We start from the raw sequence: 12,899 nt of genomic DNA, 5'->3' as shown, positions 1-12,899 counted from the left end.
GTGTATGGTTGGCCAGACCCTTTTCGTGAATTAAGCCCTGACTCCCTATGCTCGTAGATTCCCATTGCCATCTTGATCGCCTTGACCTTGCCCAGCACGGCGGCTCCCTCGACGCCGCCCTTGAAGCTGCACGCCAGCGTGGGGTAGGGCACTTTCTGTGCATCGGCGTCAGCGCTGAAAACGCCGGCGACGTCAAAGCCCTGGCTGATCGCTACGCCGATGTGGATTGCTCGGTGGGCATCCACCCGCTGGACCTCAAGCCCGGCGAAGCCCCGGCTCTGGATTGGCTATTGGGCGAACTCAACCATCCACGGGTGGTGGCCATTGGCGAAACCGGCCTGGACTACCACTACGAGCCTGAAGCCGCCGAGTTGCAGCAGGCCTCTTTCCGCCTGCACTTGCAAGCCGCCCGGCAGACCGGCAAGCCGGTGATCGTCCACACCCGGGGTGCCCGCGCCGATACCTTGACCTTGCTGCGCGAAGCCGCGCTGCCGCAGGCCGGTGTGTTGCACTGTTTTACCGAAGACTGGGACATGGCCAAGGCTGCTCTGGACCTGGGGTTCTATATTTCCCTGTCGGGTATCGTCACCTTTCGCAACGCCGACGCGCTGCGCGACGTGGCTCGCCAAGTGCCAGCCGATCGCCTGCTGGTGGAAACCGACTCGCCGTACCTGGCACCTATTCCCCATCGCGGCAGGCCAAACCTGCCTGAATATGTGCGTGACGTGGCCGATTACTTGGCGATGCTGCGCGGCGAGTCGTACGAGCGCTTCGCCGAGCAGACCACCGAAAACTTCAAACGCCTGTTTCCGTTGGCCCATGTAGCCGGATAGTACGGCTGAATCGCAGGCAAAAAAAACCCGGGTTCTGGGGGGTGAATCCGGGCTAAGACCATTAGGAGTAAAACAAGGGCACGCAGTCCGTCGGTACCCAGGTCGTCGCGTCACTTGGGGGAGATGTCGCGGCGACAGTTGAAGTATTGATCAGTATCCGATTCAGTCCAGTCAGATCTGATCGTTTTTTAAACAGATTTGGAATACGCCCGCTTAGCTTGAGTTCTCATTGAGCAGGTGGGCAGCTTCAGGCGGCGCGTCTATTTCTGACTGATATCGATAAAAACGTTGGCGTATTGAAAGTTAAGTGCATTGCGGGTTCACATAGACATTGCCCAACGACCGTTCAGTCGGGATAATCCCTCGCATCGGGTAAATCGTATCGCCACGTATCTGTGGCCCTGCGCAACCCTCCCTATTCCGACCTTTGCAGACTTCTTCCTCATGCACAAAGAACCCCGTAAGGTCCGTGAGTTTCGCCGCCGTGAGCAGGAAATTCTCGACACCGCACTCAAGTTATTCCTCGAACAGGGCGAAGACAGCGTCACGGTAGAGATGATTGCGGATGCCGTGGGTATCGGCAAGGGCACCATCTACAAGCACTTCAAATCCAAGGCCGAGATCTACTTGCGTCTGATGCTCGACTACGAGCGCGACTTGAACGAGCTGCTGCACTCGGCCGATGTCGACAAGGACAAGGAAGCGCTGTCTCGCGCTTACTTCGAGTTCCGTATGCGTGACCCGCAGCGCTACCGCCTGTTCGACCGCCTGGAAGAGAAGGTGGTCAAGGGGCACCAGGTGCCGGAAATGGTCGAGGAGCTGCACAAGATCCGCGCCTCGAACTTCGAACGCCTGACCCTGCTGATCAAGGGGCGCATCAGTGAAGGCAAGCTTGAAGACGTGCCTCCGTATTTCCACTACTGCGCCGCCTGGGCCCTGGTGCATGGCGCCGTGGCGCTGTATCACTCGCCGTTCTGGAGCAATGTGCTGGAGGACCAGGAAGGTTTCTTCCAGTTCCTGATGGACATCGGCGTGCGCATGGGCAACAAGCGCAAGCACAGCACTGAACTGCCTGGCCCTGAAAAAGGTGATGAGACCCCGGCTACGTAAGTTATTCGCCGTAGTGATGGGGCAATGATTTACTGCCAGGGGTATTAACCCAGGAATATACTCAGGCAAGGACCTTGCTAAAAGCTGATTTATGAGTCAGTTTTTAGTGCGCCCGAATTATCTTCTGCCGGAGTGATCCATGATCGTTGATCGTCAAGGCAGGCGTTTTCGCAATTTGCGGATCAGCCTGACCTCAGCCTGCAATTACGCGTGTACCTACTGCGTGCCTGACGGCAAGCGGCTGGTGGCTGCCCAGGACGAACTCTCGGCCGCGGCCATGGCCCGGGGCGTGGCTTACCTGATTGAAGCGGCGGGCATCGAACGCCTGCGCATCACTGGCGGCGAACCGCTGGTGAGCCCCAAGCTGGAAGCGTTCATGGACGCGGTAGGGCAGATGGGCCTCAGCGACATCAGCCTCACGACCAACGGCCAATTGCTGGCGCGCAAACTGCCGTTGCTGGTGGATGCCGGCATTCGGCGTATCAATGTCTCCCTCGATACCCTGGATGCCGATGCCTTTCGCAGCATCGCCCGTGGCGGCGACCTGGCCACCGTGCTCGATGGTATGGACCAGGCCAGCGCGGCCGGCATCAAGATCAAGGTCAACATGGTGCCATTGCGTGGCCAGAACCTGGATCAGGTGATGCCTCTGCTTGATTACTGCCTGGAGCGTGGGTACGAGTTGCGCTTTATCGAATTGATGCGCATGGGGCACCTGGCGAAAGACTCCAACGCGTTCCTCCAGCAATTTGTCAGCTTGCAGCAATTGCTCAGCCTGATCGGTGAGCGCCACGAATACCTGCAAGCCAACGCGCCCGTTGACGCTACCGCCGTACGCTACGAAGTACCGGGCAAAGGCTTCTTCGGCGTGATCGCCAACGAAAGTGTACCGTTCTGTCGTACGTGTTCGCGGTTGCGGTTGTCCTCCACGGGCTGGCTGCATGGTTGCTTGTCCTCAAGCAATCGCCACTACGTCGGTGACTTGCTTGATCAACCGCGCCATCAGGCATTGCCGGCCTTGCAGGGCTTGTTGATGAAGGCGCTGGGCGACAAGCAGGAAGTGGCCTTTTCGGGCGGCGCGACGATCATGAAGATCATTGGCGGCTAAGGTCGCGCATGCCTCAATGTGTTGTCCTTCAAGCTGGCGCAGAACCTGCATCTCACGCCCATTCGCCGGTTTTCCGTCACCGGCTTCTGGAGGATTAGGATGCGTAGTCTGGTTTTACTGCTGGCGGCGTTGGCCCTGAGTGGTTGTATGACCGTCAGCGATATGGCCGAAGGCACTCGCTATCAGATGAGCGATGCCGGGCTGCTGGACCATAGCGACACCCGGCGTACGGCCTCGGTGCGCATACAGCCGGATTCCTTTGTATTTATCGCCCAGGGCGCCTTCGTGCCGCCGGGCAGCGCGTACCCGCGACCCAACGTGGTCGCCGAGGAAGCGTTCAACGGTTTCGTCGAATATTTCCCCATGGTCCGTCGTGCCCGCCAACCCGAAGGTCTCGAGCAGGCCATGGCCGAAGCCCGCGAGGCGGGGGCTCACTACCTGCTGTATTGCCGTTTTGCGGCAGCCGATGACCGTATCGGCAATGCCGATGAGTGGACCGACCAGCAAGCTCTGGACCGCCTGGGGCTGGACAGCGGTGTGATCCAGGTCATGTTGATCGAGACCAGCACCCAGTATTTGATTGATACTGCACGTATTCGCAGTCGTGGCGGTTTACTGACGTTCCACGACACATCGCCACAAGATCTGATTGCCCGCCCCCTGGCGCAATACGCCCGAGGCTTGCTGGGCATGAGCAATCAGTAGACCTGAGGAGAACCCCCATGACCGATTCCGCCAAGGCCAATGACCTATTGGCCCAACTGCCCAAGGGCAAGGGGCCGGCACCGGTGCATCTGTGGAATCCGGATTTTTGCGGCAACATCGACATGCGCATTGCCCGCGACGGCACCTGGTTTTACCAGGGCACGCCTATCGGGCGAAAACCGATGGTCAAACTGTTTTCCAATATCCTGCGCCGAGACGGCGATGATTATTTCCTGGTGACGCCGGTAGAGAAAGTCGGCATCAGCGTTGACGATGCGCCATTTGTGGCGGTAACCCTGGACGTGCAAGGGCAGGGCGAAAGCCAGGTATTGCGCTTTACCACCAACGTCGACGAGCAGGTCGAGGCCGGCCTCGAACACCCCTTGCGGGTGGTGACGGACCCTGTCACCCAGGAACCTGCACCCTACGTGCGAGTTCGCACCAACCTTGAAGCCCTCGTGCATCGCAACGTGTTCTACCAATTGGTGGAGCTGGCGGTGACTCGTCCGATCAACGGTCAGAACTGGCTTGGCGTATGGAGTGCAGGGGAGTTTTTCCCCATCGGCCTGGAACCCTGAGGCTGATTTTGCCTTCACCCTGAAATAATCTCCTTGCTGTAAATGCCTGCTTTCGGTTATCAATTTGTACATGATTAGACATGTTCGATTTGATAAGAAAAAACGCGTCGTCGACGAGCTCATCCGCCGTATCGAAGGTGGGGTCATGGCCGACGGTTTGCTATTGCCAGGTGAGCACCAGTTGGCCGAGGAGTTTGCGGTCAGCCGTGGCACGCTGCGCGAAGCGCTGGCCGAGCTCAAGCGCCGTAACTATATCGCCACCCAGAGTGGCGTCGGCTCCATCGTCACCTTTGATGGCATGGTCCTCGACCAACGCAGCGGTTGGGCCCAGGCCCTGGCAGACACGGGGGCTCAGGTGAGCACCGACGTGCTGCGTTTCGAAGCGGTGACGCGCCCGGACTTGTTCAGCCGTTTCGGCACCGATCAATTTATTGCCCTGGATCGCCGCCGGAACACGGCCGATGGCGTTGCGGTGTCTCTGGAGCGTTCGTTGATGCCAGCAGTGGGCGGCCTGGAAAGCCTGCCCCGCATTGGCCTGATCGATGATTCCCTGACTATCACCCTGGCGGCCTACGGTTATGTGGGCGCCGAAGGTGACCAGTGGATCGGCGCCGAGCCCCTGAGCGATGAAGATGCTCAATTGCTCGGGCGCGCTGCCGGCACGGTATTTCTCAAGGCTTCGCGCACCACCTACGACCGTCGCGAACGCTTCATGGAGCATGTCGAAAGTTTGCTCGACCCGCTGCACTTTCGCCTGCATCTGCAGTTTGGAGCTGCCAAATGACCCGGGAAGACCGCGCACTCGGTGCCTTCTACGGCTTGGCCCTGGGCGACGCCCTGGGTATGCCCACACAATCCTTGAGCCGCGAACAGGTGAAAGCGCGCTTCGGAACCATCACCGCCCTGGAAGACGCCGACGCCGACCAGCCTATCGCACCGAACATGCCCGCCGGTTCCATTACCGATGACACCGAGCAGGCCATCCTGGTCGCTGAGTTGCTGGTGCAAGGCCAAGGCCAGATCGAACCTGCCGTGCTTGCCCGGCGCCTGATCGACTGGGAAGCGGGAATGCGCGCCAAGGGTTCCCAGGACCTGCTCGGGCCGTCGACCAAACGGGCGATCGATATGATCCTGGCTGGCCATACGCCGCAAGAGTCCGGACGCTACGGCACCACCAATGGTGCGGCCATGCGCATCACCCCGGTGGGCATCGCCGCCGATGTCAGCGAGACAGCCTCGTTTATCCAGGCGGTGATCCAGGCTTGCCAGGTCACCCATAACACCAGCCTGGGTATCTCCAGTGCCGCGGCCGTGGCGGCGGTGGTCTCCGCCGGCATCAATGGCGTGGACCTCGGCGAAGCCTTGAACATCGGCATTCAGATTGCCCAGCAGGCTGAAAGCCATGGCCACTGGGTGGCCGGTGGACGCATTTCCACTCGCATCAGTTGGGCTCGCACCCTGAGTGTCGGCAGCGATGACAAGGCCCTGTTTGCCGATTTGCTCTACGAATTGATCGGGACGTCTGTTGCCTCGCAGGAGTCGGTGGTGGTGTCGTTCGCCCTGGCGCAGCAAGTCGCGTCCGGCGATATGAATGCCTTCGAAGCACTGTGCCTGGCCGCCAGCCTGGGGGGCGACACCGACACGATCGCCGCGATCCTGGGGGCCATGCTCGGCGCGTGCCTGGGGATGCAGTGCTGGCCAGAGGCGCTGATCGAGCAGGTCAAGCAGGTCAATGGCCTGGACTTGCAGCCGCTGGTCCAAGCGTTATTGGCCTTGCGATAAACACGGAACTAAATGTGGGAGCTGGCTTGCCTGCGACAGCGGTTTTCCAGTGGCTGCTGGGCTGGTTGACACACCCCAATCGCAGGCAAGCCAGCTCCCACATTAAAAAGCGTTGAGTCAGGAAGACTGCATAAAGATTCGACTCGCTGCCACAACCACAACAATACAGGCACCAGGAGCACCCCTTCATGAGCAGCACCTCTAGTGGCCAAAGCGCCGGGCAGTTGGAAACACGCGGTATCGAGCCGGTCCCGGAAGGCGAGTGCAACGGCCATCCGCTGCAACTGTTCTGGGTATGGTTTGCCGCCAATATCAGCATCCTCGGCTTGCCGCTCGGCGCAACGTTGGTCGCGTTTCGGGGCCTGGCCATCTGGCAGGCGATCATCGTCGCAATCCTTGGCGCAGCGGGTTCCTTCGCGGTAGTGGGCATCATCTCCATCGCCGGCCGCCGTGGTCGCGCGCCCAGCCTGACGTTATCCCGCGCTATCTTTGGCGTACGCGGCAATATCGGCCCGACGGTGGTCTCGCTGATGTCGCGCCTGGGTTGGGAAACCGTCAACACCACCACGGCCGCCTTTGTGTTGCTGTCCTTGTGTTCGATCCTGTTCGGTTCGGCGGTAGAGGCGAAAAGCGCCCCCGTACTCACGTTGATCTTCATCGCCATCTTTGTACTGCTGACCCTGGCGGTATCCGGCCTCGGCCACGCCACGCTGCTGGTGATCCAGAAGTGGGCCACCTATGTATTTGGCGGTTTGAATATCCTGGTGGGCGGCTTTCTGTGTGCCACTATCGACTGGAGCGCGGTGTTCAATGCCACACCTGCGCCGTTGAGCGCGATGATCATCGGCGTCGGCACCATGGCCGCCGGCACCGGCATTGGGTGGGCCAACGCCGGTGCCGATATGTCGCGCTACCAGCACCGCAGCGTCAAGGCTGTGCGCCTGGTGGCCAGCGCCGCCTTTGGCGCGGGCATCCCGCTGGTGTTGCTGATTACCCTTGGTGGCCTGCTGTCGGTGGGTAACGACGACCTGGCGTCGGCCACCGACCCCATCATCGCGATCCGCGACATGCTGCCCACCTGGATGGCGGTGCCTTACCTGATCACCGCATTCGGCGGGCTGTTGCTGTCGAACAATCTGTCGGTATATTCGGCCGGCCTTACCACCCTGACCCTGGGTCTGAAGGTCAAGCGCGTGCACGCGGTGATTGTCGATATCGTGGCGATCTTCGCCGGTTCCATCTATTTCATGCTGATCGCCGACAGCTTCTATGGCCCGTTCATCACCTTCATTTCGTTGCTGGCGGTGCCGATTACGGCGTGGGTCGGGATCTTCGTGGTCGACCTGATACACCGGCATTACTACAGCCCCAAGGACTTGCTGGATGTCAGTCCGAGCAGCGCTTACTGGTATCGCGGCGGTGTGGAGTGGCGTGCCTTCGGCGCCTGGGCCGTGGCTATCGTGCTGGGGTTCTGCTTCACCACCATCGGCACCACCGCGCAAAATATCTGGTTCGCCGGGCCGCTGTCCGACTCCTGGTTGGGCCACAACGGCCTGGGCTGGGTCGTCACCTTCCTGGTCGCAGGCGGCCTTTATGCGGTACTGGGCGGCGCGGCTGATCGTCGCCCGGCTTTGGTAGAGGGTACCCATGCCTAGATTGCTGCATACCGGCCAGGTCATTGTCGACCTGGTCATGGCCCTCGACACCCTGCCGGCAACTGGCGGTGACGTACTGGCCAAATCTGCCAGTTTCGAAGCGGGCGGTGGCTTCAACGTCATGGCGGCGGCGCGGCGCAATGGGATGTCGGTGGTCTACCTTGGGCGCCACGGCAATGGCCGGTTTGGTGACTTGGCTCGCGCCGCGATGCAGGCTGAAAAGATTGAAATGGCATTGACTGCGAGCAACGAGAAGGACACTGGTTTGTGTGTGTCCCTGACCGAGGCCACCACTGAGCGTACGTTCATTTCCCATATCGGCGCCGAAGGCGAATTGAGTGCCGAAGATTTGGCCAGGATCGTCCCGCTCGCCGATGACTACGTGTACGTCAGTGGCTACAGCCTGCTCCTTGAGGGCAAGGCGCAGCCGTTGATCGACTGGCTGCTGGCGCTGCCGCGAGAGATCGTGGTGGTGTTCGATCCGGGACCGCTGGTCAAGGCGCCGGATTCAGTCTTGATGCGGGCGTTATTGCCACGTATCGATATCTGGACCAGCAATGGCCCGGAAGTTCTGGCGTTTACCGGTGCCCTTGAGATCGCCGCGGCGTTGCCTGCGTTGAGTCGACATCTGCCTGCGCAAACCTTGCTGGTCGTACGTGATGGGCCCAATGGTTGCTGGGTAGGGCGCACGGCTGAAATTGAACATGTACCCGGTTTCAAGGTGCAAGCGGTCGACAGCAACGGTGCGGGGGATGCGCACGCAGGGGTGTTTATTGCCGGCTTGGCGCAGGGCTTGAAACCTGTCGAGGCGGCGCGTCGAGCGAATGCTGCGGCGGCGTTGGCGGTGACGCGTTGGGGGCCGGCCACATCACCTGCCACTGCCGAGGTCGAGGCACTACTCAGGGAATAAACACACGTCAAAATGTGGGAGGGGGCTTGCTCCCGATAGCGGTGTATCAGCCAGCTTATCTATAGCTGGCCCACCGCAATCGGGGGCAAGCCCCCTCCCACATTTTGAATCTATGTTTAGCCTGCTTTTTTCAACGCCTGGATCAATTCATGTTTACGCATGGTCGAGCGGCCCGGAATGTTCTTGGCTCGCGCCTCCTTCATCAGGCCCTCCTTGGTTTGCGTACCCAACGAAGCCCCACTGCTGCGCGGGTGCCCCTCACGGCTAGCTGCCGCACGCTTGGCCGACTCCTGCCGGTCCTGGGATTTCTTCGCCGGCGCTTTATGCTGGCCCGAGCCGCCGGCCTTTTCACCGCCGCCGGACTGCTTGTTGACGGTGGCCCAGGCCCGGGCTTCGGCTTCTTCCTTGGACAATCCCTTGTGCTCATAACTGTCTTCGATATGAGCGGCCTTGCGTTTCTGTTCGGCGGTGTATTTGGCTTTGCTTCCACGAGGCATCGCTAAAACTCCTTCTGGCCCCGGTCGCAGGGCCAGACCAGAAATGACTTACCGAGGGCCTGCACCGTCGAGCTTGCGGGCCTCATCCACACCCGAGGCGGTGAGCTTGATCGGCAGGTTCAACGAGTATTCACCGGCGTCGTCGGTGGTCACATGCCCATCCTTGATCAGCCCGCGGTCTTGCAGAAACGCCAAGACACTGGCGACTTCTTTCTCACCGCGGTAGTTGTCCAGTACCTCCTTGCCCAAGCCCTGGGGATGAGCGTGCAGCAGGCGGGTGAGGACTTCTTTTTCAAGGTTTCTATCGACGTTCATGCGAACCTCTTCACTGGGAAATGATCGGGTGTCGGTGTTGCCAGGGATGTATCAAGGCGCTGGTTGTTTCGGTGCACCTGGCAGATTCGAGTCGTCGCCTTTATTGATCTTCGGCTCATTGACCGAGGGGCCCATTTTGCCGTTACCGACCGCAGCCGGGGCCTGGCGCTGGGTATCATGGCCCTGGGTGTGAGGGTCGGCGCCGTTGGTGTTGTCGATGATCGCGCCGCCGTTTGTATCCAGGCCAGTGCCCATGGATTTCTGCGATTCAGTCGTCGCGTCGGGCGTCGGGTCGGTGGGGCCGGTCGACGAAGTCGCCGCAAAGGCGCTCAGGGACGCAGCGGACAGCAGGCCGGTGAGGGCGAGGGCAGCAAATTTGGAGTTTTTCATGAGGGTGTCTCCATATGATTAATGTCCTTACCCTTTATTGGTCAGCCACCCTTTGCTGTTCGTGCCTTGATGGCGACGAACGGTATCAGTTCACCTGTATCACTTTATGTATCGATACTCGCCGCACGATCAAGCGCGCCACGGTGATCGACCAGTTCAGTGCGGCGATGACCAGTACGCTCAACAGCATCGTCGACAGGCCGAATTCGACAATCATTTTGCCCGCGAGCCATGGAAACCCGAAGACGCCGATAAAGTACGCCAGGCTGAACAGCAATAACGCCTGGGACATGGTGCCGCTGGGTGCTTCACTGGCCACCAGCCCATTGATCACCGAGTACGTCAGGCCATACCCGACCCCCAGCGTGGCAGCGGCCACCAGATAGCTGAAGTTACCGCTCACCTCGAACGCGAATAGCGCAACCGCGCCAAACATGACGCCGGACAATACGCACGCAGCCTGATAGGCATCACGCTTGACCACAAAGCCGGCGATCAACAGCCGGCTGGTAATCGCAGCAGTCAGGAAACCTGCGAAGAACAGTGAATAATCCAGCTGATGGGCCAGCGCATAGCTGGTCTGGAATGACGACAACCCACCAAACACGCAGCCACCCAGGCCGACCATCAAGATCGCGAACGCTGCCTTGGACGTCAGCACGCGGCGGCTTGCTGTCCAGGTAATCTTCGACGCCGGCACGTTTGCGTGCTGTTTGAACTGCGCGCCCATGCGCCAGAACATCACAACCCCGGCAAGGCTGGCCAACCCGGCAATGTAGAACGCTGTCGTCAGGGGCAAGCCCAGCGCGGTGGCGGCGCGCCCCAGCAACGGGCCGGAACCGATCCCGCTCAACATGCTGCCGGACAGCAGGGCAAAATACTTGGCGCGCTGCTGGGGTTGCACCAGCAGCGTCACGATGATCGGCCCCAGGGTATAGAACACGCCCCAGCCCAAGCCCAGGGATAACCCGAACAGCATCAGGCCCTGGCCAAACCCGGGGGACAGGGCAAACCCGAGGCAGGCCACCACCAGCATCACACCCGTGCCCGCAATCGCTCGCGCTGCGCCCAGCGCATCCGCCAGGTGCCCGGAAACGACCACCGCCACAAAAGTGCTGAGCATTGCCGTGGCAATGATACTGCCGGCGTCGTGCTCGTTGCCGCCGCGTGAATGAATCAGCAGCGACAGCAAAAAGGTCGAGCCGTAGGACAGCGACAATAAGAAACTGGCGAGGCAGAACAGCGCGAATGTCTTCGCGCCAACTGCAGACGTGGTGGGCATGAGCAGGACCTGAATGTTGGAATTATGCCGCTTGTTTACCATGGGCGCTCATGGGGATTGTTCTGTGATTACTGGTGCTGGCATTACTCTGGGGCGGAGTAAAAACACTTCGGTCGGCATGAAATTGCGCTGCAATCGGTCATCAAACCGCCTTAGTATGTGGGCTTTGAAATTGCCCAAGGCGCGCCCATGACCATCGAGATTCGCCCCGCCGTACCTAGCGATGCTGCGCAGATCCTGAGTTTCATCACCGAGCTTGCCGAATATGAGAAAGCCCGGCACGAAGTGATCGCCAGCGTGGTGGATATCGAGCGCAGCCTGTTCAGCGAGGGCGCTACCGCCCATGGCCTGATCTGCCTGCGCGACGGTTTGCCGATTGGTTTTGCCGTGTTCTTTTTCAGCTACTCCACCTGGCTGGGCAGCAACTGCCTGTACCTGGAAGACTTGTATATCAACCCGGAACAACGCGGCGGCGGAGCGGGCAAGAAGCTGTTGCGCCACCTGGCGAAGATCGCCTGCGATAACGGCTGTGGGCGTTTCGAGTGGAGCGTGCTGGACTGGAATGAACCAGCGATTGCCTTCTACAAATCCATCGGTGCCCAGCCTCAGGAGGAGTGGGTGCGCTATCGCATGGAAGGCGAGGCGCTGAGGGATTTTGCCCAAGGCTGACCGACATTCCAAACCGGCTATCAATGGCCGGTTTTTTTTGCTTTCGCTCACAATATGGGATGCAAATTTATATATTGAGATATTTCAAGGTCTGGGTTTATAGTCGCCTGCATCAGCACTCACTACCAAAAATAAAACAGGTGAAGCGATGCAGGCACAACCGTTGTCCCTACCTGCCGTGCCCGAGCCGACTTACGGCGAGCGGCTGAAGAACAAGGTGGTGATCATCACCGGCGCTGCGCAAGGTATTGGCGAGGCGATCGTGGCTTGCTTCCAGGCCCAGCAGGCGCGACTGGTGATTGCGGACATCCAGGGTGAAAAAGTCGAGAAAGTCGCCGCCTGTTGGCGCGAACGTGGCGCCGAGATTTGCGCACAACCTGTAGATATCACCTCCAAAGAGCAATGGCAGGCGCTGGTCAATCTCGCCATCGAGCGCTTTGGCCGGGTGGACGTACTGGTCAACTGCGCCGGGGTCAATGTGTTTCGCGACCCGCTGGAAATGACCGACGAGGATTGGCGCCGCTGTTTCGCCATCGACCTTGATGGCGCCTGGTTCGGTTGCCGTGCGGTACTGCCGCACATGATCGAGCAGGGCATCGGCAACATCATCAATATTGCCTCCACCCATTCCAGCCACATCATCCCCGGCTGCTTTCCTTATCCTGTCGCCAAGCATGGCCTGCTCGGCCTCACTCGCGCCCTGGGCATCGAATACGCGCCCAAGGGTATCCGCGTAAACGCTATCGCCCCGGGCTATATCGAAACCCAGCTTAACGTCGACTACTGGAACGGCTTCCCCGACCCCCACGCCGAACGCCAGCGCGCGTTTGACCTGCACCCGCCCAAGCGCATCGGCCAACCCATTGAGGTGGCGATGACCGCGCTGTTCCTGGCGACCGACGAGGCACCCTTTATCAACGCCACGTGCCTGATGATCGATGGCGGGCGTTCGGTGATGTACCACGACTAAATCGTTTTCCAATAACAAGAAAGAGGTGGTTCATGTTCAAGAAGACTCTTGGCGCTGTGGCGCTGGCGATGGTGTTCAGCGGCTTTGTATCGGCT

The 12,899-nt window shown here is 60.0% G+C and carries 15 protein-coding genes; 11 read left to right on the top strand and 4 right to left on the bottom strand.

Annotated elements, in window-relative coordinates:
• Positions 1-47 precede the first annotated feature (47 nt).
• The 9 genes from E4P01_RS10735 (at position 48) to E4P01_RS10695 (ending at position 8,681) form a co-directional block, all read left to right on the top strand.
• Positions 48-833, top strand: coding sequence for a TatD family hydrolase (locus tag E4P01_RS10735; protein WP_216091981.1), 786 nt, complete (start codon positions 48-50; stop codon positions 831-833).
• A 444-nt stretch (positions 834-1,277) separates the two neighbouring features.
• Positions 1,278-1,943, top strand: a complete 666-nt coding sequence (locus tag E4P01_RS10730; protein WP_032879867.1) for a TetR/AcrR family transcriptional regulator — start codon at positions 1,278-1,280, stop codon at positions 1,941-1,943.
• Positions 1,944-2,082: 139 nt separating this feature from the next.
• Positions 2,083-3,051: a radical SAM protein gene (locus E4P01_RS10725; RefSeq protein WP_005790516.1), complete on the top strand. Its 969-nt coding sequence runs from the start codon at positions 2,083-2,085 to the stop codon at positions 3,049-3,051.
• Between the two features lie 99 nt (positions 3,052-3,150).
• A complete protein-coding gene (locus E4P01_RS10720) occupies positions 3,151-3,756 on the top strand; it encodes a DUF4823 domain-containing protein (RefSeq protein ID WP_005790515.1) in 606 nt (201 codons plus the stop codon).
• A 17-nt stretch (positions 3,757-3,773) separates the two neighbouring features.
• Entirely contained in the window at positions 3,774-4,334 is a 561-nt protein-coding gene (locus E4P01_RS10715) for a DUF1285 domain-containing protein (RefSeq protein ID WP_032879868.1), read from the top strand.
• Between the two features lie 70 nt (positions 4,335-4,404).
• The gene (locus tag E4P01_RS10710) at positions 4,405-5,118 is read left to right on the top strand and encodes a GntR family transcriptional regulator (RefSeq protein WP_078822091.1); all 714 of its coding nucleotides are present in this window, start codon (positions 4,405-4,407) and stop codon (positions 5,116-5,118) included.
• Positions 5,115-6,116: an ADP-ribosylglycohydrolase family protein gene (locus E4P01_RS10705; protein ID WP_078822090.1), complete on the top strand. Its 1,002-nt coding sequence runs from the start codon at positions 5,115-5,117 to the stop codon at positions 6,114-6,116. Before E4P01_RS10710 ends, E4P01_RS10705 begins: the two co-directional genes overlap by 4 nt.
• A 188-nt stretch (positions 6,117-6,304) precedes the next feature.
• Positions 6,305-7,771, top strand: a complete 1,467-nt coding sequence (locus tag E4P01_RS10700) for a cytosine permease (protein WP_216091980.1) — start codon at positions 6,305-6,307, stop codon at positions 7,769-7,771.
• Positions 7,764-8,681 carry a PfkB family carbohydrate kinase gene (locus E4P01_RS10695; RefSeq protein ID WP_216091979.1) on the top strand — a complete coding sequence of 306 codons (918 nt, stop codon included), beginning with the start codon at positions 7,764-7,766 and terminating at the stop codon, positions 8,679-8,681. Before E4P01_RS10700 ends, E4P01_RS10695 begins: the two co-directional genes overlap by 8 nt.
• A gap of 116 nt (positions 8,682-8,797) precedes the next feature.
• On the opposite strand, the gene E4P01_RS10690 is transcribed toward E4P01_RS10695, so the two are convergent.
• The 4 genes from E4P01_RS10690 to E4P01_RS10675 all read right to left on the bottom strand — a co-directional run bounded on the left by E4P01_RS10690 (position 8,798) and on the right by E4P01_RS10675 (position 11,165).
• Positions 8,798-9,178, bottom strand: coding sequence for a hypothetical protein (locus E4P01_RS10690; protein WP_032879873.1), 381 nt, complete (start codon positions 9,176-9,178; stop codon positions 8,798-8,800).
• Positions 9,179-9,226: 48 nt separating this feature from the next.
• A complete protein-coding gene (locus E4P01_RS10685) occupies positions 9,227-9,493 on the bottom strand; it encodes a hypothetical protein (protein WP_005790502.1) in 267 nt (88 codons plus the stop codon).
• Positions 9,494-9,544: 51 nt separating this feature from the next.
• Positions 9,545-9,883, bottom strand: a complete 339-nt coding sequence (locus E4P01_RS10680) for a hypothetical protein (protein ID WP_005790501.1) — start codon at positions 9,881-9,883, stop codon at positions 9,545-9,547.
• Between the two features lie 85 nt (positions 9,884-9,968).
• Entirely contained in the window at positions 9,969-11,165 is a 1,197-nt protein-coding gene (locus E4P01_RS10675; protein WP_216091978.1) for an MFS transporter, read from the bottom strand.
• Positions 11,166-11,354: 189 nt separating this feature from the next.
• Here E4P01_RS10675 and E4P01_RS10670 point away from each other — a divergent pair, with 189 nt between their 5' ends.
• Positions 11,355-11,834, top strand: a complete 480-nt coding sequence (locus E4P01_RS10670; RefSeq protein ID WP_005790497.1) for a GNAT family N-acetyltransferase — start codon at positions 11,355-11,357, stop codon at positions 11,832-11,834.
• Positions 11,835-11,982: 148 nt separating this feature from the next.
• The gene (locus E4P01_RS10665) at positions 11,983-12,804 is read left to right on the top strand and encodes an SDR family oxidoreductase (protein WP_216091977.1); all 822 of its coding nucleotides are present in this window, start codon (positions 11,983-11,985) and stop codon (positions 12,802-12,804) included.
• Positions 12,805-12,899: the final 95 nt, after the last annotated feature.

The organism is Pseudomonas sp. NCIMB 10586, assembly GCF_023127895.1.
GTDB lineage: Bacteria > Pseudomonadota > Gammaproteobacteria > Pseudomonadales > Pseudomonadaceae > Aquipseudomonas > Aquipseudomonas synxantha_A.
The sequence above is the reverse complement of the archived record's forward strand: the minus strand, read 5'-3'. Positions and strand labels throughout refer to the sequence as shown.